Source organism: Nitrospirillum goiasense (assembly GCF_034427435.1).
In the GTDB taxonomy this organism is placed as follows: domain Bacteria; phylum Pseudomonadota; class Alphaproteobacteria; order Azospirillales; family Azospirillaceae; genus Nitrospirillum.
Genome location: NZ_JAXQNP010000003.1, coordinates 130,064 through 156,233 on the forward strand (window position 1 = coordinate 130,064; position 26,170 = coordinate 156,233).

The window sequence follows — 26,170 nt, forward strand, 5'->3', positions numbered from 1 at the left end:
CGTTTGAGGGCATCCTCAACCCTCTGGCTCGGCCCGCTCCACTTCCCAGCTGACGGCGTAGACGTAGGGTTCCAGGCTGAGCCGGCCCACCATCTGCTCCATCGCCGCGTCGTTGCGGGTGGGGGAGACGGCCTTGGCGGTCACGTCCACCTTGGTGGTGTCCGGCACGTCCTGGCTGTCGATGCGGCGCAGGCCCAGGCCGCCGTGGCTGAGCGCGTGCATGAGCAGGGAACGGATGTGCGCCTCTTCCGCCCCCTTGCAGGTGACGGAAACGGTGTAGTGCGTCTCCACATCCGTGGCCACCAGGATGCGGCGGTTCATGCGGCGCACCAGGGGGCGCAGGATCAGGTTGGTGACGACCACGAAGCCGGCCGCTGCTACGCTGGGCAGCCAGTAGCCGCCACCGGCGAAGGTGCCGACCATGGCGGAACACCAGAGGGTGGCGGCGGTGTTCAGGCCATGGACGTTCACGCCCTCGCGCAAGATGACGCCGGCGCCCAGGAAGCCGATGCCCGACACCACCTGGGCGGCGACGCGGGTGGGATCGCCCTGTCCCACCATGGCGGAGAAGATGACGAAGCCGGCGGAGCCCAGCGCCACCAGGGCATTGGTGCGCAGCCCCGCCATCTTCTGGTGCAACTGGCGTTCGAAGCCGATGCCGGAGCCCAGGGTCAACGCCATGGCCAGGCGCAACACCACTTCCAAGGGGTTGGTCAGGTCGCCGGTTATCATCCTGTATTCCTTGGTTTTCGGGCGCCGCGCCGATCAGCGCCGTTTATGACCTCGACCGCGGTGGAAGGCAAGCCGTCGACACTGTGGCAATTGGCGTGGGTAAGGCCCATATCGGGAAGCGATCTGGCATAAAGGAGCCCCTGGGTATGAATGCGAGCATGAGTGGCGAATACGAGGTCGTGCGCACGGATGAGGAATGGCGCCAGGTGCTGACGCCGGAGCAGTACGCCGTCATGCGCGGCCATGGTACCGAGCGGCCCGGCAGTTGCGCCCTGAACCATGAGAAGCGGCCGGGCACCTTTTCCTGCGCCGGCTGCGGCCAGCCGCTGTTCCAGTCCGCCCGCAAGTTCGAAAGCGGCACCGGCTGGCCCAGCTTCAACGATCCGGTCGAGGGGGCCGTGGCCACCACCATGGACCGCAGCCACGGCATGGTGCGGACGGAGGTGCATTGCGCCCGCTGCGGCAGCCATCTGGGGCACGTTTTCCCCGATGGCCCGCCGCCCACCTACCAGCGCTATTGCATCAACGGCGTGGCGATGACGTTCGACCCTGATTGAGCCAGGCCCGACTGAGACCAGGGGTCCCCGTCCTCAATGGCGGCCCAGCTTGTTCCCGACGGGACCGGCGGCCGCCACCGTCTGGTCGGCGCATTTGTTCAGGGTGTTTTCCTGGCAGACGACCTGGGTGAATCCCAGGGTCTGGCCCTGCGCCGACAGGAAGCGAATGGGGAAGGCCAGCTTATAGTGGATGCCGGCGCGCGCCGCCGCCGTGGGCGCCTGCACCACGACGATCAGGGAATTGGCGCGGCGCCCCTGGCTGAGCGCGAAGCCGTCGTCGTTGCCGAAGGCCTGCATCACGGCGGTGGCCAGGGCCGTGGTGACGTCATCGTCGGCGCCCCGCGTCACCTCGACCTCCACCGGCGCGCCGGCACGGGCCGGCCCCGCCGGCGCCAGGGCGCAGAACGCCAACGCCATGGTGGTTATCCGCCGCAGGGCGTTCATGGTTCCCGTCATTTTCCAGCCCCCATATCCCTCTGTCCGCATCGGTCCCGCCTGCCGTATAGCCTATGGCATTACGTCGATTGCCGAGGCAAGCGCGGCGCCTGTAAAACCAAATCCGGGCGCCGCCTGGGTCTTCGCGGCAGATAGGTCCGCTGGTTTGGGGCCGTTTTGGGGGGCACACATGGCATTGGTTAAAACCTCCCGGCTGGCGGGCGCGAAGGGGCGGTCCCGCGCTTTGGCCGCGGAAGCGGCAGCGGCGGAGCCCGCCAGGACGGCCCCGGCCCAGCCTGGCACGGCAGCCAAGCGCCCGCGTCGTTCCCCGTCGTCCGCGACGCGCCAGACGGCGACGGAACGGATCGCCGCCGCCACGGCGGAACTGGCCAGCGGCGTGGCGGAAGCGGCCGCCGCGGCGGAGGAACTGGGCCGCTCGCTGGAACAGATCGCCAGCGCGGCGGAGGAAGCGGCCTCCGCCAGTCATGAATCCCTGGCCGCCGTGGCCGGCATGGCGACGTCGTTCCAGCAGGCGCGGGAGCGGGCGGACCGGGCGCAGGCGCGCACCGTGGCCTTGCAGACCCAGTTGACGGAGGCCGCCGCCCTGATCGAGGCGTCGGTGACCGCCGTGACCGCCAGCGCCACCCGCCAGCTCAAATCCGTGGACGTCGTCGTGGGCCTGGAGCTGCATGCCGCCCACATTGGCGAGATCACGCGCACGGTGGCCGACATCGCCGACCAGACAGGTTTGCTGGCGCTGAACGCCGCCATCGAGGCGGCGCGGGCCGGGGACCTGGGGCGGGGGTTCGCCGTGGTCGCGGACGAGGTGCGGGCCCTATCCGAAACGTCGGAGAAGCGGTCCCGCGACGTGCAGACCCTGGCCGACGGCATCACCGATGAGGTGCGCGCCATCGCCGCGCGCATCCGCGCCGCCGCCGCGGCGGCCACGGCCGAAGCGACGGAGGGCCGTGCCGTTTCCGTCTTGCTGGAGGATATCCGCGCCGGCCTCGCGGCGCTGGTGTCGGGCAGCCAGGCCATCCTGCTGGCGGCGGTGGAGGCGGATACCGCGGCGCGGGAGGCGCAGAAAGGCGCCGAAAGCGTGTCCAGCGCGGCGGAAGAACAGTCGGCCGCGACGGCGGGGGCCCAACGCTCGGTGGCGCAGCAGAGCCAGGCGCTGGACCAGAGCCGGGAAGCGGCGGAGGCCCTGGCCGCCCTTTCCGACGGCTTGGGCGATGCCCGCCAGCGCGGGAGCCTGGCGGAGGAGGTGGGGGCGGCCGCGGAGCAGTTGTCGGCGGCGGTGCAACAGCTGTCAGGGGCCGCCGGCGAAATCCTGATCGCCATCAACCAGATCAGCCGCGGCGCCCAAATCCAGGCGGCCGCCACCCAACAATCCAGCAGCGCCATGGGGCAGATCCACCAGGCGGCCCAGGCCACCAGCGCCAACGCCACCCAGGTGGTGGAGCGCATGGCGCGGTCCCAGGCCCTGCTGGCCGAAGGTCGGGCCAGCGTCGGGAAGCTGACCGCCGGGGTGGGGGCCGCGCTGGCGGAAACCCGCGCCGTGGTGGACTTGGTCGACGCGCTGGAAGAGTCCGGCCGGCGTATGGAAAAGATCGTCGATGGCATCGCCATCGTCGCCGTGCAGACCACGATGCTGGCCGTCAGCGGCTCGGTCGAGGCTGCACGCGTGGGCGACCAGGGGGCGGGCTTCGCCGTCGTCTCCACCGACATCCGCGCCCTGGCGCGCGATTCCGGGGAGAACGCCGATCGCGCCAAGGACCTGATCCGCCAGTTTCAGATTCAGGTCGCCACCGTGCGCCGCGATCTGGAGCACATCGCCGCCGTGGCGGAGGCGGAGGTGCACAAGAACAAGGACATCGATGCCCGGCTGGGCGGAATCGCCAGCTCCGCCGATGAACTTCACGCCCTGGGCACCGAGATCGCCCAGGGCGCCGACGCCATCGGCGCCACGGTGGGCGAGGTGCTGGGCGGGGTGCAACAGATCGCCACCGCGGCGGAACTGGCCGGTGGGGCGGCGATAGAGGCCGCCACCGCCGCGCGGCAGCAGTCACGCGGGGCCGAGGATCTGGCCGCCGCCATCGAGGAGATCGCGTCCCTGGCCGATGAACTCCAGAAGGCCGGGGGATGAGCTCACCCTCCACCCGGGAGTCCAATCCGGCGAAGGCCACCCAGGCTGGGGGACTGGCGCGGGTTCTGACCTTTCGCGTGGGCGCCGCCCGTCTGGCCGCCCCCGCCGGGGCGGTGACGGAGGTGCTGCGCCCGCCACCCATCACCCGGGTGCCGCATGCCCCCGCCAGCCTGTTGGGCATCGCGACCGTGCGCGGCGCCGTGGTGCCGGTGGTGTCGCTGGCCCGTTTGCTGGAAGGGGACGGGGCGACGCCTCCCGAGGTCGGCCGTGTCTTGCTGTTCGACGCGGGGGAACCGGTGGCCTTGGCGGTCGATGAGGTTGGTGCCCTCGCCGAATTGGACATTGGCGACACCGGGCCCGATGGCGCGCTGTATACCGATGGCGACGGCGCCACCCGCCTGATCGATTTGAAGGATCTGCTGCGGCGGGCCTTCGCGGGCCTGGCCGCGCGGACGCGGGCGGGTGATGGCCGCGTCCGCGCCATCGGGCACCAGCCGCGCGCGGCTGCGGATGAACGCGCCTTTCTGGCCTTCACCCTGGCGGGGCAGAGCTACGCCTTGCCGCTGGCGGAGGTGGCGGAGGCCATCGCCGTGCCGAACCATCTGGTCAACCTGCCCGGCAATGACGCGGCGATGGTCGGGGCCGTTTCGCACCGGGGCCGTCTGCTGCCCATCGTCAGCGCCCGCGTCCTGCTGGGGCTCGAGGGGGATGCCGCGCCCAGGGCGGATGAGGGGCGCGCCGCCCGCGTGGTCGTGGCCTATGGGCCTGGCAGTCCCTTGGGGTTGTTGGTGGACCGCCTGACCACCATCCTGCGGGTCCCGGCCGACAGCGTCGCCGCCGTGCCGGCCCTGTTGAACCGTGGCCGGGGGAGGCGCAGATCCAGTCCCTCTGCCGCCTGCCCGATGGTCGCGGCCTGGTTTCCATCCTGTCGGCCGCGCGGCTGTTTCGGCATGAGACACTGGCCCATCTGCTGCTGCAGGGGGTTGCCGAGGACGACAAGGGAAAGGGACCCGACATGGTTGCAGCCAATGCGGGCGCGGCGGCCCAGCGCGTCGTCGTCTTCCACCTGGGGGGCGAGGAATATGGCTTGCCCATCGACGCGGTGGAGGAGGTGGTGCGTCTGCCCGACACCCTGGCCCGCGTTCCCAAGGCGCCCCCCTTCATCGAGGGGGCCATGACCCTTCGCGGCCAGGTGCTGCCCATCATCGACCAGCGCCGCCGCTTCGGTGTGGCCGGGGCGGTCGGCGCGCGACGCCGGGTGGTGGTCACGCGCATCGACGGCACGCTGGCGGGCTTCGCCGTCGATGGCGTGTCGGAGATCCTGACCCTGTCCGCCGATCAGGTGCGCGAGACGCCGGACATGGCCCGCGCGGCGGACGGGGGGAGACGCTTTTCACCCGTGTCGCCACCCTGCGCACCACTGATGGCGTGGAGCGCATGATCCTGCTGATCGAGCCGCGGGCCTTGCTGAACCGGACGGAGCGTGACCTGTTGGCGGCACTGGGCGGCGAGGCGCAAGGGGGCGCTGACGACCCCGGATCGGCGCCGCCGTGACCCGCCTCCTCATCGTCGATGACAGCGCCCTGATGCGCCGGCTGTTGGGCGACCTCTTCGCCGCCGCCGGCGATTTCGAGGTGGCCACCGCCCGCGATGGGCTGGAGGCCTTGGCGCGGCTGCGGGACTTCGACCCGGACGTCATCACCCTGGACGTTCATATGCCGCAGATGGATGGCCTCTCCTGCCTGGACCAGATCATGGTGGAGCGACCCCGGCCGGTGGTGATGGTGTCCTCCCTCACCGAAGCCGGCGCCGAGGTCACGCTGGACGCGATGGCGCTGGGGGCAGTGGACTTCATCCAGAAGCCGGATGGCGCCATTTCGCTGAAGATGGACCGCTTGGGGCCGGAACTGCTGGACAAGGTGCGGGGGGCGGCGCGCGCGCGCCTGCGCCGGTCCCACCGGTTGGTGGAGCGCTTGCGGCGCCAGGCCCAGGGCCTGGACATCGCCGTGGCCGATGCCCCCAGGCGCGCGGCGCCGGCGGAGGCCGACCCGCTTCATGGCCCGCGTCCAGCCGGAAGGGCGGGGGACCCGCCGGGCGTGGTCCTGATCGGCTGTTCCACCGGCGGCCCGCCCGCCCTGGATGCGGTGCTGGATGGGCTGCCGGCCGATTTCCCGTGGCCGGTGGTGGTGGCGCAGCACATGCCGGCCACCTTCACCGGCGCGTTGGCCCGCCGTCTGGACCGGCTGTGCCCGCTCACCGTGCGGGAAGTGACGCGGCCCGTCCCGCTCGCCCCCGGCCATGTCTATATCGGCAAGGGCGACGCCGACGTGATCCTGAGCCGCCGGGCTGCGGGCCTGATGGTGATGCCCGTCCCATCCAAGGAGGAATATCGCTGGCACCCCAGCGTCGACCGCCTGGTCGACAGCGCCCTGGAGCATGTCGATGCGCGGCGGCTGGTCGGTGTGCTCATGACCGGCATGGGTTATGACGGCGCGGCTGCCATGACACGGCTGCACGCCCGGCAAGGACGCACCATCGCCGAAGCGGAGGAGACGGCCGTGGTCTGGGGCATGCCGAGGGAACTGGTCAAGGCGGGTGGCGCCGATGTCGTGGCACCGGTGGATGAGATCACGTCCCACCTGCGCCGCGTGGTGGGGCCATGAGCCCGCGCCGCGCCGTCGGGGGGACGCCCCCTCGGGCGAGGCCCCGCCGCTGAGCGGGCCGGATCTCGCCCGCTTCTGCGAATTCCTCTACGCCCGGACGGGCATGCAGTTCGGGGAAAGCAAGCGCTACTACATCGATCGGCGGGTGGGGCAGCGCATGGTCGAGATGGGGGCCGCGACCTTCGACGATTACTTCACCCGGTTGCGCGCCGATACGGCGGAACTGGAACGCCTGATCAACAGCTTCACCGTCAACGAGACCTATTTCTACCGCGAAGACCATCAGCTGAAGTGCCTCAGTCGCGACATGCTGCCGGACATCGTGTCCCGACGGGGACCGGGGGACCGCTTGCGCCTGTGGTCCATGCCCTGCGCCACGGGGGAGGAGCCTTACTCCATCGCCATCTGGCTGCTGGAGAACTGGGCCATGGTTGACGCCTACCATGTGGAAATCGTGGGGTCGGACATCGACACCCGCGCCCTGGCGGAGGCGAGGGCGGGCCGATATGCGGCCAAGTCGCTGGCGCGTCTGCCCCCGGAACTGCGCCGCGATTATTTCCTGCCGGGGGAGGGGGCTGGGGCGGAACGCTTCCAGCTCATCCAGGATCTGCGGGAATCCGTGACCTTCACCAGCGCCAACCTGGTGGATGGGATGACGTTGACGGCGCAAGGCCGTTTCGACGTCATCTTCTGCCGCAACCTGCTGATTTATTTCGACGACCTATCCCGCCGCCTGGCGGTGGCCAACCTCTATGACCGGTTGCTGCCCGGCGGTTACCTCTGCCTGGGGCATTCGGAATCCCTGGCGCGGCTGAGCGACCGCTTCGCCGTGCGGCGCTTCGAGGACGCGGTGGTTTATCAGCGGCCCCTAAATAGCACGCTGGGGGATGGCGCCCATGGATGAGCTGCTGGAGCAATTCCTGATCGAGGGGCCGGAACAGGTGCAGCAGGCGGGTGAGGCCCTGCTGGCGCTGGAAACACGGCCGGCGGATGCCGCCCTGGTCGATGAGGCCTTCCGGGCCATTCACACCCTGAAGGGGTCGGTGGGGCTGTTTGACCTGCCAGCGATGGCCGAGGTGTTGCACGTCGCCGAGGACCTGCTGGGCGCACGGCGGGATGGCCGCCTGGCCTTGTCCCGGGCGGCCACGGACGCCTTGATCGCCGCCACCGGCCAAACGGAACGCTGGCTGGGCTCGCTAAGGGCGACAGGGGGGGCGCTGCCCGAGGACGCGGGCATGGTGGCGGCTGCCCTGTCGCAGCGTTTGCGGGGCTTCCTGGCCCCAGGAACGCCTGCCCCAGGGATACCCGCCTCAGGAACTCCCCATGCCGCGACCGACATCGGGCCGGCGGATGCCGTCCCCCGGACACTCATTGGGTTGAGAGCCTGTTCCGCGCGCGCTCTCTGGACGCGGCGCGGCATCCCACCGTGACGGCGCTGCGCTACACGCCGGACGCGGGATGTTATTTCCGCGGGGAGGATCCCATCGCCCTGGCCCGCGCGGTGCCGGATTTGCTGGCCTTCCGCGTTGCCCGCCGGCCCGACGCTCCCCCCGCGTCGGACGCCTACGACCCCTACGCCTGCGATCTGGTGATCGAGCTGCTGTCCGCCGCACCCTTGGAGGCGGTCAAAGCCCCCTTCCGCTTCATGCCCGACCAGATACGGGTGCTGAGCTGGTCGCCGCCGTCCCCGTCCCCAGGAACAACTGCCGGCCTGTCCGCGCCAGCAGGGGAGGGACCGCGCGGGCTGCGCGTGGATGCGGGCCGCGTCGATACCCTGGTGGCTCTGGTGGACGAGTTGGTGGTGGCCAAGAACGCCTTGGCGGATTCTGGCGGCCCGCATGGCGGATGGTTTGGCCCCGGATGTGGCGGTGCGCGTTCTGGGCGACCGGCAGGCGGCATTGGATCGGCTGGTGGGACGGCTGCACCGCACCGTCACGGACATCCGCCTGGTTCCCGTATTGCCCCTTCTGCGGCGCTTCCCCCGCATGGTGCGGGAGATGGCCGCCGCCGTGGGCAAGCAGGCCGACCTGGCGGTGGACGGCCAGGAGATCCAGGCCGACAAGGGGATCGTGGAGGGGCTTTTCGAACCGCTGACCCACCTGCTGCGCAATGCCGTCGATCATGGTGTCGAGCCGCCGGCGGACCGGGCCGTCGCGGGCAAGCCCGAACGGGCCCGTATTGGCCTGACCGTGGCGCGGGAGGGCGACCGCATGGTCATCGAGATCACGGACGATGGACGGGGCATGGACCCGGACCGTATCCGGCAGACAGCGGTCGCCCGGGGCTTGATGCCGGCCGCCGTGGCGGCTGACTTGCCCGACGACCAGGCCCTGGACCTCGTGTTCCGTCCCGGCTTCTCCACGGCGGCAGGCGTGACCGCCCTGTCCGGGCGGGGGGTGGGGATGGACGCCGTGCGCGCCGCCGTCAGCCGCCTGGGCGGCGGCGTGGCATTGCTCAGCGTGGTGGGCTTGGGAACGACGGTGCGGCTGACCCTGCCCATGAACCTGGTGCTGACCAAGGTGATGGTCGTATCGGCGGGCGGTGAGCGCTATGGCCTGCCCATGGACGGGGTGGTCGAGACGGTGCGCGTCGCCCGCGACCGTGTCCTGTCCATCCGGGCCGGGCGCGCCTTCGTCCTGCGCGACACGGCGGTTCCCCTATTGGCGCTGTCCGATCTGCTCGACCAGCCGGCCACAGCCGGCGCGGGGGGCGACACCCTGCGGGCGGTGATCGTGCGGGGCGGTGACGAAATGCTGGCGGTCGAGGTCGACGCTTTCCTGGGTCGGCATGACGTGGTGCTGCGTCCCATGGCGGGGTTGCTGGCCGCCATGCCCGGCCTACTGGGCACCACCCTTTTGGGGGATGGGGGCCTGCTGATGGTGCTCGATCTGCCGGACCTGATTGCTGCCGCGCACCGCGACGGGGAAATGCCGACGGGGGGGCAGCCATGACCATCATCGTGGACGGCGCCGTCATCCGCCTGGTCGGGATCTGCGGCGCGGAAGACGCGGAAATTTTGCTCTCCCACCTTCAGGAAATGCCCGAGTCCCAAATCGATGTCAGCGCCAGCCGCCATCTGCATGGTGCCGTGGTGCAAGTTTTTCTCGCTTTGCGGCCAACTGTACGGGGTATGGCCGAGGATGTATTTCTCCGCGATTGGGTCATACCCTGTTTGGCTGCACCGCCATAGTCTTTCGCAGACAAGATTATTGAGGCCGCGATATACATACTGAACCACCGGCGTCCAACGAAAAGACCGATATCTGCCGGGGGACATAAAATGGCGGATTGGGTGAGTTTGGCAGGATGGTTGACATGGGTACTACGGTCTTAATCGTCGATGACAGCAAACTGGCGCGCATCGTTGTCGGTAAGGCTTTGGCGGCGCTGCAACCGGCATGGACCAAGATAGAGGCGGGCAATGCCGACGAGGCCCTGGCCGCCCTGCGCGACAGGCAGGTGGATTTGGCCGTGCTGGACTTCAACATGCCGGGGCGTAACGGTTTGGAATTGGCCGAACAGATGCGGCACCGCTATCCGGACATGCCCATCGCGTTGGCCACCGCCAACGTGCAGGATGAAGTGGTGGCCCGCGCCCGCGCGGCCAACGCCACCTTCGTCAGCAAGCCCATCACGGAAGACGGCATTCGCGATTTCGTTGCCGGCGCGGCGCTGAAGCTGCGCGCGGTGCACGGATGACCCATGACCGCCAACCCTTGGATGAGTTGGAAAATGACGCGCTGACCGAGCTGGTCAACATCGGGGTCAGCCGTGCGGCCGTCGCCCTGCGCAAGATGGTGGGCAGCGCGGTCACCTTGTCGGTGCCGTCGGTGGAGGTGGTGGGTCGTCAGGTCGCCGCCACCCTGATCCGGGAGCGGGAGAGCGATCCGCTGATCGCCGTCCGCCAGGATTTCGCGGGTGCGTTCAGCGGCCGCGCCTTGCTGATCTTCCCTGAAACCAACAGCTTGGAACTGGTTCGTGCCGTCACCCACGACGAGTTGTCGGGGGCGGAGATGTTGGACATCGAGGAAGAGGCGTTGGCCGAAACGGGCAACGTCGTCCTCAACGGTTGCCTGGCCACCATGGCCAACATCCTGCAGCGACCGCTGGCCATGTCGCTGCCCCAGGTGCTGCGCGGCGATGGCCAGATTTTGTTCGAACTTTCCGACAAGCCGGACGACAATGGCGTTGTCCTGTTCCTGTACATAAATTTCGCCATCAGCGGCCGCGACATTCGCGGCTACATTGCCATGCTGATGGACCTGCCATCGCTGCAGTCCCTGAAAGAATTGATCGGTGAATTCATCATGCGGGTGGTGGGAACGGACGGCGATGCCCGCTGACGTTTTCGCCGATGGCTTTGAGGCAAGGGGGCGCGCATGAGTGGCCGAGCGGAGGCATTGGTCATGATGGAGCGTGACAGCGGCGTGCCGCCGGAACTGCGCGCCCTGTGCGGCCCGCTGCTGGACACGCTGATCCAGTCCGGCATGGCTCTGACCATCACCGACCATCGCCGTCCCGGCGAGCCGCTGGTTTTCGCCAATCCGGCGTTTGAGCGGCTGACCGGCCACGCGTCCGGGGACCTGATCGGTCGTCCCTTCGGTTTCCTTGCCGCCGCGGATACCGACCCCGCCGTCCTGTCAGGGATCGAGCAGGCCTTGACGGCTTGCCGGGCCTTGACCACGGACCTGAGGGTGGTGCGCCAGGATGGCGGCGTGTTTTGGGACCGGGTGTGTCTGACCCCGGTGCTGGATGCGCAGGGGACCGCGCCCTACATCCTGTGGACCCATTCCGACCAGACCCTGGAGCTTGCCCGCCGGGAGGTGGAGGCCGACCTGGCCGCCAGCCGGCAGGCCTTGGCCGACGCCAAGGAACGGGCGCGCCTGGCCCAGGTGGTCGGGGGCACGGCCGGCGCCTGGGAATGGGACGTCGCCGGCGGGCAACTTTATGCGGACGCCCGTTTCGCCGAGTTGTACGGCCTGGATCCAGTGGAGGCCGGCAAGGGCCTGCCCACCGACGCCTTTTTTGATTCCATCCACACCGATGACCGCATGCGCATCCGCATCGCCGTGGCCGGGGTGATGCATGGCGCCGACATTTTCGCCAAGGATTACCGGGTGGTGGGCCGCGATGGCGCCGTGCACTGGGTTTCCGCCCGGGGCGGGGCCGACCGCCTGCCCGATGGCACGGCCTGCCGGTTCCGGGGCGTGCTGGCCGATGTCACCGAGCAGAAGCGGGTGGAAGAACAGTTGCGCGTGGCCCAGACCGCCGGCGGTGTGGGAACGTTCGAGTACATCAGCGGCTTCGGCACCGTTTCGGTATCGGAACAATTCTGCCTTTTGCTGGGCCTGCATCCCACCACGGCGCTGCCGGTGCGCACCGTCAACGCCGTGGTCCATCCCGACGACGCCCCCCTGATCACCAGCCTGGACGGTGGGGAAACGGCCCCGCCGTATCGTGAGTTCCGTATCCGGCGCCCCGACACCGGGGAGATCCGGTGGCTCGCCCAACGGGGCGAGCACCGGCGCGATGGCCAGCGGGATCGTGATGCCCGCCAGGGGACGGGCAGCCGCTTCATCGGTGTGATTTATGACATCACCGCGTCCAAGGACGCGGAGGAGAAGCTGCGCCAATTCGCGGAAACGCTGGAGGCGCGGGTGGAGGAGCGGACACGGGAGCGTGACCGCGTCTGGAACAACTCCCGCGACCTGCTGGTGATCATCGGCGCCGATGGCATCTTCCGGTCGGCCAGCCCGTCCTGGACGGCCATCCTGGGATATGCGGTGGATGAGGTGAAGGGGCGGCGGGTGCAGGTCTTCGTTCATCCCGAGGACCTGGCCGTCACGGAGGATGCGCTGAACGGCGCCATCCATGACCAGAACCTGACCAATTTCGAAAACCGTCTGCTGCACAAGGACGGCAGCCTGCGCTGGGTTTCCTGGAACACCTCGAAGGAGGGCGACCTGGTTTACGCCTACGGTCGCGACATCACCGAGGACAAGCAGCGCGCCGACACCCTGCGCCAGACCGAGGAGCAACTGCGCCAGGCCCAAAAGATGGAGGCCGTGGGCCAGCTCACGGGCGGCTTGGCCCACGATTTCAACAATATGCTGATGGGCGTCATCGGCGGCCTGGACATCGTGCGCCGCCGCATTTCCCAAGGGCGGCTGAGCGACCTTGACCGGTTCATGGATGCGTCCATGGCCTCCGCGCAGCGTGCGGCGGCCTTGACCCATCGCCTGCTGGCGTTCTCCCGCCAGCAATCGCTGGACCCGAAGCCCATCGACGTCAACGACCTGGTGCGGTCCATGGAGGATCTGCTGCGCCGTACCCTCGGAGAACAGATCGAGTTGCGGGTCAACATGGCGGAAAACCTGGTGGCGGCGCGCAGCGACGCGAACCAGTTGGAAAGCGCCATCCTGAACCTGGCCATCAACGCCCGCGATGCCATGCCGGATGGCGGCATCCTGACCATAGAGACGGGACGGGCCACGCTGGACCGGGCCTACGCCGCCCGCCATGACGGGCTGTCGGCGGGAGATTACATCATGATCCGGGTCAGCGACACCGGCATGGGCATGCCGCCGGACGTGGTCGCCAAGGCCTTCGATCCCTTTTTCACCACCAAGCCCATCGGCCAGGGGACCGGCCTGGGACTGTCCATGATCTACGGCTTCGTCAAGCAGACGGGCGGCCATGTGCGCATCGACAGCGAGATGTGGCGCGGCACGGCCATCACCCTGTATCTGCCCTGTGATGGGGGAGACAACGCCCATGACCCCGGCATGGCCGGCATGGGGGAGACGCCGGAAGGGGCGGGCGAGATCGTGCTGGTGGTGGAGGATGACGAGTCCGTCCGCCTGCTGGTCCTGGACGTGTTACAGGAACTGGGCTACACCGCGCTGCACGCCGCCGACGGACGCGGCGCGTTGAGCGTCATTGAATCGTCCAGCCAGATCGACCTGCTGATCACCGACGTGGGCTTGCCCGGCTTGAATGGACGCCAGTTGGCGGAGATCGCGCGGCGTCGGCGGCCGGACCTGCCGGTGTTGTTCGTCACCGGCTATGCCGCCAACGCCGCCGTGCGCGGCGATTTCCTGGACGAAGGCATGGACATGGTGATGAAGCCCTTCGCCATGGACGAATTGGCGGCCAAGATCCGGGGTATCCTGGAAGTGCGACAGCGGAACCCCTGACGCATCCATTCCGGCGCGCATAGTTGTATTCCGTGGTGCGTATAGGTTGCATCGCCGGCCCCTTTCCGCCATACCTTTCCCAGGTAACGTGGCACGGGGGAAGACATGCGCGGGAACGGGATCGCTTGGGCGGCGGCCTTGATGATGCTGGCGGGGTGCGCCGCGACGGGGCAGGCCCCAGGCCTGTCCCAGGCCGGTGCCAACGCCACGCCGACACAGTTGTTCGCCCGCTCCCTGAACGCGGCGGCAGTCGCCCGGCCCGACCTGATCGGTCCTGAACTGATCCGGCTGACACCCGACAACACCCGGCTGACCTGGCGTGAGGGGCCCCACGGCCGTCAGGTGCTGGTGGCGTCCACCATGGCGACGGCCGCCTATGAGAAATATTACGCGGGCAAGACGGGCGGCACGTCGCCCGCCGGCTGGGGCACCATGTGGGTGACGGCCGTGCCGCAGTTGCACGATTTTTGCGCGGGCGTCGCCGGTGACGCCACCGCCCAGGCGGACCGGGTGAAGCAGTATCTGGGCCTGGACCCCACCCGGGACTATTCACAGGTGGTGGAGATGTGGGTGGCGCCGGAAGACTTGGCGCGTCCCTGTCCCGACACGGACGTCACGGCCGCCCATTGCACCCTGGACTCCTCATCCACCGTGGCCCGGCCCGAGTGCGCGGCGGGGGATGCCGCCTGCCTGGAAAAGCAGGGCTACTGGGACTGGTTCGCCCGCAACATGCGCGTGAACTACGTGGAGGGCGGCGCGCCCTGGACCCGCCTGGGCTACACCTATGATTGGCACCCCCAGGCCGGCGCGCCGGACGGCGCCGTGCGCTATGGCGCCAGCGAATTCATTCTGAAGCCCAGCCGCGCCTATGAGATCCGCGCGGCTTACACGCTGGCCGATTATTGCCGCAAACCCGGCGCGTAAGGTCCCCTTCGGGACCTTATTCCGGCAGTAAGGGGGGCGCCTGGCGGCGGGCGGTGAGCGTCGCGCCAACGGACGCCGCCATGATGATGGCGATGGCCCCCCAGTGCGCGGGCGACAGCGCCTCCCCCAGCAGCAGCATGGCCATCAGCGCGCCGACCGCCGGCTCCGCGCTGGTCAGCGTGCCGAAGGTGGGGGCCGGCAGGCGCCGCATGGCGAACATCTCCAGCGTGTAGGGCAGGGCGCTGGACAGCGCCCCGACCATGACGGCGCTTCCCAGGATGGCGGGCTGAAACAGGGTCGCGGCGCCGGTCTTGGCCAAGCCCACGGGCAACACCAGCGACGCCGCGATCAGGGTGCCGATGGCCGTCACCGCGGTGCCATGGGCGTTTCCGACCTTCTTGCCGGCCACGATATACAGCGCCCAGAACAGCCCGGCCCCCAGCGCGTAGACGATGCCGCCTGGGTCCAGTTCGGTCGTCGCGCGGTCCAGCGGCAACAGCAGCAGCAGGCCCATGATGGCAAGGCCGATCCACAGGAAGTCGGCCCGGCGGCGGGATGACAGCATCGCCAAGCCCAGCGGACCGGTGAACTCCACCGCGATGGCCACACCCACCGGGATGGTCTGCAAGGACTGGTAGAACAGGGAGTTCATGCAGGCCATGGCACCGCCATAGGCCAGAAGCGGTCCCCAACTGGCCCGCGTCAGGCGCAGCCGCCAAGGTCGCAGCAGCAGGGTCAGCAGGATGGCCGCCGTGGTCAACCGCAGCGCGGTGGTGCCTTGCGAGCCCGTCACCGGAAACAGCGTCTTGGCGATGGACGCGCCCGTGGTGACGGACACCATGGCGGCAAACAAGGCGACCATGGGCAGGAATGAGGACAGGCGATTCAATCCCGTGGCAGGCGGGGGCAGGATGGCATCGTGGGACATGGAGGAAACCAGGCGGACGAGAGAGCGATGTGAGGCAGTATCCGCCATAGTTTAGCGGGCCAAGACGCCTAAACGTGTCATTTATCGCCACATCCTGATAATTTTTATCGCTAAACCGCCTCCATCGGAGGCCCCGCCCGCGGATGCCCATGCCGGACCATGACCTGGACGCCATCGACCGTAAATTGCTGGAGCAGTTGCAAGCGGACAGCCGCGTGCCCATGCCGGTTCTGGCGGAACGGGTTGGGCTGTCCGGTCCTGCCTGCTATCGTCGTATTCGCCGCCTGCGCGAGATCGGCGCCATTGAGCGCGAGGTCGCCATCGTCCGCCCGCGCACCTTGGGCTGGCCCTTGACAATGGTGGTGCTGGTGACCTTGGAACGGGACAGCGGCCGCGCCACCGATGCCGCCGGCGGCCATGCCATCGACCAATTCATGCGCAAGATCGCCACGGTGCCGGAGGTGGTGGAGGCCTGGTACGTCACGGGCGACCACGACTTCGCCTTGCGCATCGTCGCCCGCGACATGGAAGGCTATGATGAGCTGACCCGCCGTATCCTTCTGGACGACGAGAATGTCAGGAATTTCAAGACCCTGGTCGTGATGCGCCAGGCCAAGGCGCTGAGCCCCGTACCGGCCGAGGGCGGCTATAGATAATTTCCATAAGACAGATTATCGGCTCAATTTTCGCGACAACGCCACGGCGCGAGGAGCGGCTGTTCGATCTCGCCCCTGCCGTTGGGGCTGGCGCACGATAATTCTGCAATGGTCGCAATTATTTAATCATTTTTAAAAAATAATTTATCGCCCGCCGCTTATACGTCCCGCGCATCGCGTCCCCCTTCCTGACAGGATGAATTTGACGATGTCCCGGAGCGTTCTGCTGCGTCGCACCGCCGTGCCGCTGATCTTTTGCCTTGCCCCCTTCATCGCCCGCGCGGATGACACGCCGGCGGAGGCGGACCAGATTCAGGAGGTGGTCGTCACCGGCTATGGCCACAGCCTGCAGACAGCCAGCGAGGTCAAGCGCGCGGCGGACCAGGTGGTTGACTCGGTGTCGGCCGAGGATATCGGCAAGTTCCCCAACCAGAACGTGGCGGAGGCGCTGCAACTGGTCACCGGCATCACCATGACCCGCAGCCGCAGCGAGGGCCTGGACATCGCCGTCCGGGGCTTCGCGTCCAACTTCCAGACCACCCAGTTGAATGGCCGCAGCATCGCGGTGAATGAGAATGTGGAAAACGGCGGCGTGAACGGCCGTCAGTTCCGCTATGACGTCCTGCCGTCCGAACTGGTGTCCCGCATCGACGTGCAGAAGTCGCCCACCGCCGACATGAACGAGGGCGCCATCGGCGGCAACATCAACGTCCTCACCTTTCATCCCTTCGACTTGGGCACCACCGCCAGCGTCAACGCCCAGGGCAGCTATTCCGACCTGCGCGACCGTGTCGACCCGTCGGTGTCCGGCATCGCCTCCTGGGTGAACGCCAACCGGGACCTAGGCGTGCTGCTGGCCGCCTCCTACATGGAACGGTCGGTGCGGCAGGATCGTGAATACAGCACCGGCTGGCAGATCACCAAGGCCTGGGACCCCTACTTCGGCGGCGATACCTGGACGCCGACCCGCATCCGCCCCACCATTGAGCAGGAGGACCGCCGCCGTTACACGGTCGATGGCGCCCTTCAGTGGCAGCCCAATGAGCATTGGGAGACCAATGTCGACGTGCTGTTCTCCCGCCTGAAGGACAATTACGACGAATACGGCATCGACTTCTATCCCGGCGACAGCGCGGTGAAGCCGGCGGCGGGCACCTTCTCCGTCACGGACGGCACCATGGTGCGCGGCACCTTCAACAACGTCTTCACCATGGCGTCCCGTGAGACGTCCGGCCAGCGGCACGATTTGTTCGTCGCCGGCCTGAACCAGAAATGGACCGACGGCCCCTGGACCGTGGATGGCGATTTCTCCTATTCCTCCGCGCACAGCGTCACCGATGACCCCATCCATCGCAGCCGGCTGCAGACATACCTGCCGCTGACCATGGATTTCACCCGGGGGTACGAGGCCGCCTATGACCTGGTCACCCCGGTCAACCTGAACAGCCCTGGCAGCTTTGTCGGCCGTCGCCTGGAATACCGCGATGAGGACAGCAAGGACTACGATTGGGGCGGCCGTCTGGACGTCACCCGCGATCTGAACGTCGGCCCCCTGTCCAGCCTGGTGCTGGGCGGGGAGTATCGGGAACGGGAGCGTGACTATTTCCGCCGCGACCTGATCAGCGAGGCCGGGGTCAAGGGCGTCCCCGGCGGGGCCTTCCCCTCCTCCCTGTTCGAACCCTTCCCCTATTCCGATTTCATGAGCGGCTTCAGCGGCAACTTCCCGCGTACCTGGCTGGTGCCGAACGGCCGCGCCTTCTTCGCCAACTACTTCGACAACTCGCTGCTCAACGCGCCGCTGACGGCCGCCGACCTGGCCAACGGCTTCAAGGTGACGGAAGAGACTGTGGCGGGCTATGGCCGGCTGAACATGAAAACATCCCTGGCCGGCATTCCGCTGACCGGCAACGCGGGTCTGCGCGTGGTGGATACCAAGCAGGTTTCCAGCGGCTACGCCACCAACGGCGTGACCGCGACACCGGTGCGGTATGAGAAGAACTACACCGACCTGCTGCCCAGCATGAACCTGAAGGCCGACCTGACCGACGATCTGGTCTCGCGCTTCAGCGTGGCCCGGGTGCTAACCCGGCCGAACCTGGGCGACATCGCGCCGCGTCTCAGCATCTCCAACGACGCGCCGACCGGCAGTGGCGGCAACCCCAATCTGGCCCCTTACATGGCGACCCAGTATGACGCCACGCTGGAATGGTACTTCCGCAAGGACGCGTCGCTGACCGGCGGCGTGTTCTACAAGCAGTTGGACAGCTACATCACCGCCAAGAACACCGAGATCAACATCCCGGGCCGTGGCGATATCCGCATCACCACCCTGGCCAATGGCGGCAATGCCGAGGTCCGGGGCTTCGAACTGGCCTATCAGCAGGTCATGACCTTCCTGCCCGCTCCCTTCGACGGCCTGGGCCTGCAGGCGAATTTCACCCACGCCGACGTGACGACCCTGTTCGTCACCGGCACCCGCACCGTCCGGGACCAACTGCCCGGCCTTTCCAACAACAGCTACAACCTCGTGGGCTTCTACGATTACGGCCCCTTCGGCGCCCGCCTCAGCTATTCCTGGCGCAGCGCCTACATGAGCGGGTTCGGTAACGAGGTCAGCTCGGACACCAATGTCGACGCCTACGGCACGCTGGACGCCAGCCTCAGCTATGCCGTGACGGACAACATCACGCTGACCCTGGAGGGGACCAACCTGTTGGGTGCCGCCCTGTACAACTATGGCAACACCCCCACCCAGGCGCGGGAAATCTACTACTACGGCCGGCGTTACACCGCCGGCGTCCGCGCCAAGTTCTGACCGACCCGTCACCCCGCCCCCCGGCGTTCAGGGGGGCGGGGGCGCGACGTCATTATACCCCAAGGCGTTTCGCAGACGGGTAACGGCGACGCGTGCCCCGGTGACGACGACATCGGGGCCCTCGACGCGCAGTTCCACCGTGTTCTCCCCCAATCCGGCCATCTCATATACCAGGGTACCGACAGACGGTAGAGGGTGCGGCCAACACCATGCTCGACAGCCCGATAGCGGATGCCGGCCAGGATGTCGGGGGCCTTGTTGAAAATTATGCCGGGATGGGCGGCCGCCAAGCGCCACTGGCAGGGCATGACTTGATACGGCATGCGCAAGGAGCCCACGAGCGTGCCGATGAGTGCCCCGGCGATGACGTCCGTGGACAAGGGGTCATGGCCGCGAAGCTGCGTCAGGCCGCTGAGGGCCAGCATGCCGGCAAGGCTGGCGGCGGACACGCTGGCGACATGGGTCAGGAATTGGCGGAATGACTGGAAGACCAGCACCCGTCGCCACGGCGGCATGAGGCATTGAATGGTGGTCGGTGCGTCCATGATGGCGATAGGATCCCATCCCGCGCGATTGCGCCCCTGATATTTGCACAACTGTGGCGCGGGGGCGGCCCGCAGGCAAGGACGGAACCGACCCAAGCCCGTGCGGCGAAACGACCTTCGTTGAAGCGGCGGCCGCCCCGGTTATGCCGCCCCTTGCGTCTGCCGCAAGGCCCGTTGCACATGGCGGACGGCGATGCGGGCGCCGGTCATCGTTATGTCGGTCCCCTGGATGCGCACCTCGACCGCGCATTCCCGCCAGCGCAGCCAGGCCAGGGAGCGGGGCAAGGCCAAACGGTAGAGCATCCCGCCGTGCGACCGGTCGTCCGGCAGGTAGTCGATGTCGGCGAGGATGCGGGCGATACGATCGGCTGTCAGGTCGGGAAAGGCGGCGGTGATGCGCCAGCGGATGGGTTGCACCTCATACGGCACCCGTAGCGACACGGCGAGGCAGAAGGCCAGCGTGCCCGCCAGGATGTCGGGTGGAATGGTCTGTTGCCCCAGCAGCCGGGGCAGGCCCACGAACAGGAACAGTCCGGCGGCGATACCCGCCCCGGTACCCGCCGTATAGGACAGCAGCTGGCGCGGGGACTGGAAGATCAGGAATTGGCGCCAGGCCGGCAGCACGCTCTGCATGATGGAGTTCCCCAAGATCGCCGGCCCCCACCCGCGAAAAGACGCGCGGGAGCCGGCGGAGAGTTTGGAAGAAGCGGGTTACCTTAGGCCGGCAGGATGTCCCAGCGGGCCTTGTTGAATTGCCGGATCAGGTTGGGGTCCATGTTGGTGTGCTGTGCCACCAGTTCCGGCGGGGTGCAGGCCAGCCATTGCGCCAGCGAGACCTCCTGGAAACGGTCGGCCTTGAAAATCTCCAGGAACACGAGGTCTTCTGTGCCGGTGTTCTGGACGTAATGGCCGAAGCTTTTCTTGACGTAGCCCAGGTCGCCGGGGCGGAAGTCGGCCGTCTGGGCGCGGGGGCCGGTGTTGAACACCGTCATGCGGCCCTGCCCCTTCAGGTAATACTGCCACTCGTCGGCATTGGGGTGCCAATGCAGCTCGCGCAGCCCGCCTGGCTTGATGGTGACCAGGGCCGCGGCGATGGTTTTGCTGACCGGGAAGTTGCGGGTGTCCACCACCTTGACCGAGCCGCCCTTGGTGACGCGGGTGGGCTTCATCGAGCCCATGGAGAAGGTGAACTCGAACTCCGGCTCACCATCTGGCGAACGCACGGCCTTCTGCACCTCCTCCAGCGGCGGGATTGGGTCCTTGGCCTGGTAGATCCAGAGGTCGTCGACGGGGATGTTCTTGAAGGCGCTCTGCGGCAGGCCGAAATTGTCGGCCAGGATCTCGGGCGGGGTGTGGGCCATCCACTCCGTCAGCAGGAGGGTGTTGAACTCCGACGCGCGGCCGTTGTCGAACACCAGGGTGAACTCGCCCCCGCTGGTGCCGATCCCTTGCAGGGAGTGCGGCAGGCCCGGCGGGAAGTACCACAAATCCCCCTCCTTCACGTCACGCACGGCCGGGCGCCCGTCGGCGTCGATGACGGTGATGCGGCACTTGCCGTCGGTCATCACAGCCCACTCGGCCTGCTGATGCCAGTGCAGCTCACGCACGCCCCCCGGCCCCAGGCGCATGTTCACGCCTGACACGGCCTCGGAAATGGCGAAGTCGGCTTGGGTGACTTCGCGCGCCCAACCGCCATCCTGGATGCGCTTATGCGCGTTGTTGAAGGAGGCCCAGAACAGATCCATGCCGGCCACGTCGGTGGCGGGCGGGTCCTGGAAGGACGGGAACTGGCTGGCCAGGGCCGGATTCTGCGGCCCCGGTTCCTGGCCGGCGATGGGGTTGCTGAGGTTGACGCGGCCCTGGGCCGGCCGGTCGGGGTTGCCGAAGGTGGCGGCGCCGGCGGAATTTGCCGCCGCCGCGGCCGCGGCGACGGCGCCGGCCGCGATGATGTTCCGCCTGGTGAAATCTGTCATGAGGGATACCTCGGGCAAGGCAGGGCGGCGCCCGTCCGCCAAACCAAGGGCTGGCGGGCGGAGGGGCTGGGGGGCCGCCGTGATCTTCTGGGACGATTTGTCGCCGGGCGAGCGGTCATCAATTCCAATGACTTGCTGCCGACCCGCCCAATATGGATAGGTCTGCGGACGATGTGCAGAAATAACAGTTATTACTGGGCGGAATGATCCGTGTTCGACATTAACCAGTTACGCACCTTCCTGGCCGTCGCCGACACGCGGCACTTCACAGCGGCGGGAACCGCGCTGGGTATCAGCCAATCCACGGTCAGCCAGCACATCCGCCGGCTGGAGGCCGCCTGCGGCCGCCAACTGTTCGAGCGTGACACCCACACCGTGGAACTGACGGCGGACGGCACCGTCTTGGCGGAGTTGGCCCGCGACATCGTGGGGCTCAGCCGCCAGGCGGCGGATTATTTCGCCGACAGCGCCCCGCGCGGTCGGGTGCGATTGGGCGTTTCGGACGACCTGACCCTGACGCGCCTCGCCGACCTATTGCGCGACGTCGGCCGTGCCAGCCCTAATCTAAGCGTTGAGCTGACGGTGGGCCTGACCAGCCTGCTGTACCAGAAGCTGGACGCCGGCCGCCTGGACCTGGTGTTCGCCAAGCGCCAGCCGGGGGATGATCGCGGCACCTTGATCCACCGGGAACGACTGGCCTGGCTGGCCCATCGGGAGTTCGCGCTGTGCGCGGAGGAAGCGGTGCCCCTGGTGCTTTACCCCAACGCCTCCATCACCAGCACCTTGGCGATGGAGGCGCTGAACGGCGCCCGACGGTCGTGGTTCGTCGCGTGTTCCAGCGAGACGCTGGCCGGCCTGCGCGCCGGCGCCCAGGCCGGCCTGGGGGTCATGGCGCAATCGCCGCTGCTGATGCGGGCGCCCGGATCCGACCTGGTGGATATGGGAACCAGCGGCGCCCTGCCCCCGCTGGCGGAGGTGGAGTTCGTCGTGCTGGGCCGCAGCCGCCGGTTACAGGGGGCGCCGGCGGCCCTGGCCGACCTGATCGTGGAAAAGGGACCCGGCCTCTGGGCCTGATCAGGCCCTCGCGGTGACGCGCAGGCGCCCGGCCTCCACCATGGCGGCCAGATGCTCATAGGACGGCACCGTGGGATGGGGTGTGTCCAGCGGGGCGTGATGGGTGGCGGTGATCACGGCCACGGCGGCGCCCGCCGCCTCCCCCGCCGCGATGCCGGCCGGCGCATCCTCCCACACCAGGCAATCCTGCGGCGCCACCTCCAATCGCCGCGCCGCCAGCAGGAAAGGATCAGGGGCGGGCTTGCCCCGGCTGACGTCATTGGCGGTGATGATCACCGGCGGCGGCACCAGGCCGGCCGCCCCCAGCCGCGCCAGCGCCAGATCGCGCGGGGCCGAGGTGACGATGGCCCAGCGCGTCGGCGGCAAGGCGGCCAGGAAGGCGGGCGCGCCGGGTATGGCGACCGTTCCCTCCACATCCTCGATCTCCGCCAGCGTCAGCAGTGCCGCCTCCGCCTCCACATCCGTGCCGGGCGGGCTCCAGCGCCGGATGGTTTCCACCGCCCGCACGCCGTGCATGGTGGCCAGCACCGGCGCCGGGTCCAGACCATGGCGCACCGCCCAGCGGGACCAGGCGCGGTTGGCGGCGGCGATGCTGTCCACCAGTGTGCCGTCCATGTCGAACAGGAAGGCGGCGAAGCGACGGTCGGCGTGGGGGACGGTGGGCATGCAAACCTTCTGCGGGTCATCCAGTCGGATGCCATCCTGCGGCGCCCGCCGCTCCGCTGTCGACGCCCATGGTCGCTGGGCTCCGGTGCCGGCCAAGGGGCTTGCTTTTCCGCGGTGGGATCACACGGGCAGCGGGTTTGCCGTCGACAGACGCTCCCGCCCATGGGGGGCGCTGAGGTCCTGCACCGGCCCCACGGGTACGATGCCGGTGGGATTGATGGTGCGGTGGCTTTCGTAATAGTGGCCCTTGATATGCTGGAAGTTCACTGTCCCGGCCACGCCCGGCAGTTGGCACAGGTCGCGCAGATAGGCCGACAGGTTGGGATAGTCGGCGATGCGGCGGATGTTGCATTTGAAGTGGCCGACATAGACCGGATCGAACCGCACCAGGGTGGTGAACAGGCGGATGTCCGCCTCCGTCACCTGGTCGCCGGTCAGGAAGCGGCGGCTAGACAGGCGGTCGTCCAGCCAGTCCAGCGTGTCGAACAGGGGGGCGATGGCCTCCTCATAGGCCGCCTGGCTGGTGGCGAAGCCCGCCTTGTAGACGCCGTTGTTGACGGTGTCGTAGATGCGCGCGTTCAGCGCGTCGATCTCCGGCCGCAGCGCGTCGGGGTAATAGTCGCCCGGCTTGGCGCCCACCGTGTCGAAGGCGCTGTTGAACATGCGCAGGATTTCGGAGGATTCGTTGTTCACGATGGTCCGGCGCTGTTTGTCCCACAGCACCGGGACGGTGACCCGCCCGCTGTAGTGCGCGTCGGCGGCCTGGTAGACCTGGTACAGCGCGTCGGCGCCGTTGACCGTATCCGGCACGGTGCCCGGGCCCTCCTCAAAGGTCCACCCCTGCTCCAACATGCGCCAGTGGACGACGGAGACGCTGATGGCATCCTCCAACCCCTTCAGCGCGCGCAGGATCAGCGTCCGGTGCGCCCATGGGCAAGCGAGGCTGACATAGAGATGATAGCGGCCGGGCTCCGCCGCGAAGCCGCCCTCGCCGCCCGCCACCGCAGCATCGGGCCCCGGGGCGCCATCGGCGGTGACCCAATGGCGGAAGGCGCTGTCCTTGCGCACGAAGCGTCCGCCGGTCGATTTCGTCTCATACCAGACGTCGCGCCATTCACCGTCAACCAACAAACCCATGGTCTTCTCCGTGATCCCTGGGCTGGCGCCTGTGGGCCGCCCTTGGATTAAGCAATACCGCCCGGCAGGGTTGGCGAGGAGGTCCGTAATCCGGAAATGATTGTTCAGGAACTGGAACGACGGGCGCCGGTTCCGGGCCCGCTTCAGGTGCGGCTGGTTGAGTATGTGCGTTTTTGTCGTTGGAAAACAGGGCGCCCCGGTTGGATCATCAACCCCGGTTCCCCCAGGGGTGCCGATTATGGCATGCGACGGTGATTCAGTTTCGAGGGATGTCATGGACCAGGCGCAGATACTTCCGCTGATACTGTCCGGCGGTTCCGGGACGCGGCTTTGGCCCCTGTCGCGGGAGCTGTACCCCAAGCAATTCCTGCCCCTGGTCGATGAGGTGTCGCTGTTGCAGCGGACCTTGCGCCGCTGTCATGAGGCTGCCCTGGACCCGGCCATGGTCATCGCCAGCCACGAGCATCGTTTCGTGGTGGCGGAACAAGCCCGCCATCTGGGGATCGGGCTGGACAGCCTGTTCCTGGAGCCGATCGCGCGCAACACGGCGCCGGCCATCGCTGCGGCGGCCCTGGTGGCGGCCGCGACCAAGCCCGAGCGGCTGTTGTTGGTGCTGCCGGCCGACCACTGGATCGTGGATGAGGCGGCGTGGCGGGCCGCCCTGCGACAGGCGATCCCCGCCGCGCGCGCCGGCGCTTTTGTCACGTTCGGGATCGAGGCGACACGGGCGGAAACCGGCTATGGCTACATCCGCAAGGGCGACGCGCTGGATGGCGCGCACGGCGCCTTCGCGGTGGCGCAGTTCGTGGAAAAGCCCGACCGGGCCACGGCCGAAGATTACCTGGCGGGTGGCCAGCACCTGTGGAACAGCGGCATGTTCCTCTTCCGCGCCGACCGTCTGGTGGAAGAGCTGGGCGAGTTCGAGCCCGCGCTGATCGAGGCGGTGCGCCAGGCCGTGGACAAGCGGGCGCGGGATTTGGATTTCCAGCGCCTGGACCCGGACAGCTTCGCCAAGGCGCCCTCCATCTCCATCGACGACGCCCTGTTCGCCCGGACCCGCCGCGCCGCGGTCGTACCGTGCAGCATCGGGTGGAGTGACGTCGGCTCCTGGAAGTCACTGATGGAGGTTCTGCCCGTCGACGACCAGGGCAACTGTCAACACGGCGACGTGGTGCTGCAGGACACCCGCGGCAGCTACGTGCGCACCGATGGCGTCCTGACCACCGTGCTGGGCATGGAGAACGTCATCGTGGTCACCACGCCGGATGCGGTGCTGGTGGCCAACAAGGATCGTCTGGACGGGCTGAAGGGCATCGTCGCCACCCTGAAGAAGGACAATCGCCGTGAGGCGCTGACCCGCCCGCGTGTTTATCGCCCCTGGGGCTTTTATCAGACCCTGCATGAGGGAGAGCGGTTCCAGGTGAAGCGCCTGACCGTGAATCCGGGGCACAAGCTATCCCTGCAAAAGCACTTCCACCGGTCGGAACATTGGGTGGTGGTGAACGGCACCGCCACCGTCACCCGCGACGGCGAAACCCAACTGGTTCGGGAGAACGAATCCATCTATCTGCCGCTGGGATGCACCCACCGGCTGGAGAACGCGGGCAAGATCCCCTGAACCTGATCGAGGTGCAGTCCGGCCCCTATCTGGGCGAGGACGATATCGTCCGCCTGGAGGACAGCTACGGCCGCAGTTGAGGGCGGCCGTAGCGGGAGGAGATCC

General features: G+C 68.0%; 24 protein-coding genes and 2 pseudogenes. 18 read left to right on the top strand and 8 right to left on the bottom strand.

All coding sequences use genetic code 11. The annotated features are described in order from the left end of the window. Positions 1 to 15 precede the first annotated feature (15 nt). Entirely contained in the window at positions 16 to 732 is a 717-nt protein-coding gene (locus tag ULB03_RS14905; RefSeq protein ID WP_145730846.1) for an MgtC/SapB family protein, read from the bottom strand. Positions 733 to 878: 146 nt separating this feature from the next. Between ULB03_RS14905 and msrB the strand changes: the two genes are divergently transcribed. Further along, the gene (msrB, locus tag ULB03_RS14910; RefSeq protein ID WP_463605633.1) at positions 879 to 1,289 is read left to right on the top strand and encodes a peptide-methionine (R)-S-oxide reductase MsrB; all 411 of its coding nucleotides are present in this window, start codon (positions 879 to 881) and stop codon (positions 1,287 to 1,289) included. Positions 1,290 to 1,322: 33 nt separating this feature from the next. Here the strand turns inward: msrB and ULB03_RS14915 are convergent, their stop codons facing one another. Beyond that, entirely contained in the window at positions 1,323 to 1,745 is a 423-nt protein-coding gene (locus tag ULB03_RS14915) for a hypothetical protein (protein WP_322483930.1), read from the bottom strand. Between the two features lie 169 nt (positions 1,746 to 1,914). Here ULB03_RS14915 and ULB03_RS14920 point away from each other — a divergent pair, with 169 nt between their 5' ends. The 13 genes and pseudogenes from ULB03_RS14920 to ULB03_RS14975 all read left to right on the top strand — a co-directional run bounded on the left by ULB03_RS14920 (position 1,915) and on the right by ULB03_RS14975 (position 14,653). Beyond that, a complete protein-coding gene (locus ULB03_RS14920; protein WP_322483931.1) occupies positions 1,915 to 3,870 on the top strand; it encodes a methyl-accepting chemotaxis protein in 1,956 nt (651 codons plus the stop codon). Next, on the top strand, positions 3,867 to 5,048 hold the full coding sequence (locus tag ULB03_RS14925) for a chemotaxis protein CheW (RefSeq protein ID WP_322483932.1): 1,182 nt from the start codon (positions 3,867 to 3,869) through the stop codon (positions 5,046 to 5,048). The genes ULB03_RS14920 and ULB03_RS14925 overlap by 4 nt, the downstream gene beginning before the upstream one ends. Next, positions 4,958 to 5,311: a chemotaxis protein CheW gene (locus tag ULB03_RS14930; protein WP_322483933.1), complete on the top strand. Its 354-nt coding sequence runs from the start codon at positions 4,958 to 4,960 to the stop codon at positions 5,309 to 5,311. The genes ULB03_RS14925 and ULB03_RS14930 overlap by 91 nt, the downstream gene beginning before the upstream one ends. 109 nt (positions 5,312 to 5,420) lie before the next feature. After that, a complete protein-coding gene (gene cheB, locus ULB03_RS14935) occupies positions 5,421 to 6,533 on the top strand; it encodes a chemotaxis-specific protein-glutamate methyltransferase CheB (protein ID WP_322483934.1) in 1,113 nt (370 codons plus the stop codon). Continuing rightward, the gene (locus ULB03_RS14940) at positions 6,493 to 7,437 is read left to right on the top strand and encodes a CheR family methyltransferase (protein WP_322483935.1); all 945 of its coding nucleotides are present in this window, start codon (positions 6,493 to 6,495) and stop codon (positions 7,435 to 7,437) included. Before cheB ends, ULB03_RS14940 begins: the two co-directional genes overlap by 41 nt. After that, entirely contained in the window at positions 7,430 to 7,963 is a 534-nt protein-coding gene (locus ULB03_RS14945; RefSeq protein ID WP_322483936.1) for an Hpt domain-containing protein, read from the top strand. The genes ULB03_RS14940 and ULB03_RS14945 overlap by 8 nt, the downstream gene beginning before the upstream one ends. 215 nt (positions 7,964 to 8,178) lie before the next feature. Next, positions 8,179 to 8,346: pseudogene (locus ULB03_RS27455) on the top strand (hypothetical protein); the annotation flags it as partial. Positions 8,347 to 8,371: 25 nt separating this feature from the next. Further along, complete coding sequence (locus ULB03_RS14950) at positions 8,372 to 9,484, top strand: chemotaxis protein CheA (RefSeq protein ID WP_322483937.1); 1,113 nt, start codon at positions 8,372 to 8,374, stop codon at positions 9,482 to 9,484. Continuing rightward, entirely contained in the window at positions 9,481 to 9,723 is a 243-nt protein-coding gene (locus tag ULB03_RS14955; protein WP_322483938.1) for a hypothetical protein, read from the top strand. Before ULB03_RS14950 ends, ULB03_RS14955 begins: the two co-directional genes overlap by 4 nt. Positions 9,724 to 9,848: 125 nt before the next feature. After that, positions 9,849 to 10,232, top strand: coding sequence for a response regulator transcription factor (locus ULB03_RS14960; protein ID WP_322483939.1), 384 nt, complete (start codon positions 9,849 to 9,851; stop codon positions 10,230 to 10,232). Continuing rightward, positions 10,229 to 10,876: a chemotaxis protein CheX gene (locus ULB03_RS14965; protein WP_322483940.1), complete on the top strand. Its 648-nt coding sequence runs from the start codon at positions 10,229 to 10,231 to the stop codon at positions 10,874 to 10,876. The genes ULB03_RS14960 and ULB03_RS14965 overlap by 4 nt, the downstream gene beginning before the upstream one ends. A gap of 36 nt (positions 10,877 to 10,912) precedes the next feature. Then, positions 10,913 to 13,729 (top strand): hybrid sensor histidine kinase/response regulator, encoded by a 2,817-nt coding sequence (locus ULB03_RS14970; protein ID WP_322483941.1) that lies wholly within the window; start codon positions 10,913 to 10,915, stop codon positions 13,727 to 13,729. A 105-nt stretch (positions 13,730 to 13,834) separates the two neighbouring features. After that, a complete protein-coding gene (locus ULB03_RS14975) occupies positions 13,835 to 14,653 on the top strand; it encodes a hypothetical protein (RefSeq protein ID WP_322483942.1) in 819 nt (272 codons plus the stop codon). A gap of 16 nt (positions 14,654 to 14,669) precedes the next feature. Here ULB03_RS14975 and ULB03_RS14980 read toward each other — a convergent pair whose 3' ends face one another. Then, positions 14,670 to 15,581 carry an EamA family transporter gene (locus ULB03_RS14980; RefSeq protein ID WP_322483943.1) on the bottom strand — a complete coding sequence of 304 codons (912 nt, stop codon included), beginning with the start codon at positions 15,579 to 15,581 and terminating at the stop codon, positions 14,670 to 14,672. Between the two features lie 149 nt (positions 15,582 to 15,730). Between ULB03_RS14980 and ULB03_RS14985 the strand changes: the two genes are divergently transcribed. After that, positions 15,731 to 16,237, top strand: coding sequence for an Lrp/AsnC family transcriptional regulator (locus ULB03_RS14985; protein ID WP_322483944.1), 507 nt, complete (start codon positions 15,731 to 15,733; stop codon positions 16,235 to 16,237). Positions 16,238 to 16,445: 208 nt separating this feature from the next. Continuing rightward, positions 16,446 to 19,052, top strand: a complete 2,607-nt coding sequence (locus ULB03_RS14990) for a TonB-dependent receptor (RefSeq protein ID WP_322483945.1) — start codon at positions 16,446 to 16,448, stop codon at positions 19,050 to 19,052. Positions 19,053 to 19,060: 8 nt separating this feature from the next. Here the strand turns inward: ULB03_RS14990 and ULB03_RS14995 are convergent, their stop codons facing one another. The 3 genes from ULB03_RS14995 to ULB03_RS15005 form a co-directional block, all read right to left on the bottom strand. Continuing rightward, positions 19,061 to 19,597 (bottom strand): hypothetical protein, encoded by a 537-nt coding sequence (locus ULB03_RS14995; RefSeq protein ID WP_322483946.1) that lies wholly within the window; start codon positions 19,595 to 19,597, stop codon positions 19,061 to 19,063. Positions 19,598 to 19,738: 141 nt separating this feature from the next. Then, on the bottom strand, positions 19,739 to 20,230 hold the full coding sequence (locus tag ULB03_RS15000) for a hypothetical protein (protein WP_322483947.1): 492 nt from the start codon (positions 20,228 to 20,230) through the stop codon (positions 19,739 to 19,741). An 83-nt stretch (positions 20,231 to 20,313) separates the two neighbouring features. Beyond that, positions 20,314 to 21,570, bottom strand: a complete 1,257-nt coding sequence (locus ULB03_RS15005; RefSeq protein WP_322483948.1) for a cupin domain-containing protein — start codon at positions 21,568 to 21,570, stop codon at positions 20,314 to 20,316. 210 nt (positions 21,571 to 21,780) lie between these two features. On the opposite strand from ULB03_RS15005, the gene ULB03_RS15010 reads away from it, so the two are divergent. Beyond that, positions 21,781 to 22,644 (top strand): LysR family transcriptional regulator, encoded by an 864-nt coding sequence (locus ULB03_RS15010; protein ID WP_322483949.1) that lies wholly within the window; start codon positions 21,781 to 21,783, stop codon positions 22,642 to 22,644. On the opposite strand, the gene ULB03_RS15015 is transcribed toward ULB03_RS15010, so the two are convergent. Beyond that, a complete protein-coding gene (locus tag ULB03_RS15015) occupies positions 22,645 to 23,310 on the bottom strand; it encodes an HAD-IA family hydrolase (protein ID WP_322483950.1) in 666 nt (221 codons plus the stop codon). It abuts the gene before it with no gap. Between the two features lie 120 nt (positions 23,311 to 23,430). Beyond that, on the bottom strand, positions 23,431 to 24,447 hold the full coding sequence (locus ULB03_RS15020) for a glutathione S-transferase family protein (protein WP_322483951.1): 1,017 nt from the start codon (positions 24,445 to 24,447) through the stop codon (positions 23,431 to 23,433). Between the two features lie 274 nt (positions 24,448 to 24,721). Here ULB03_RS15020 and ULB03_RS15025 point away from each other — a divergent pair. Next, positions 24,722 to 26,145 (top strand): annotated as a pseudogene (locus tag ULB03_RS15025) (mannose-1-phosphate guanylyltransferase/mannose-6-phosphate isomerase). Positions 26,146 to 26,170 lie beyond the last annotated feature (25 nt).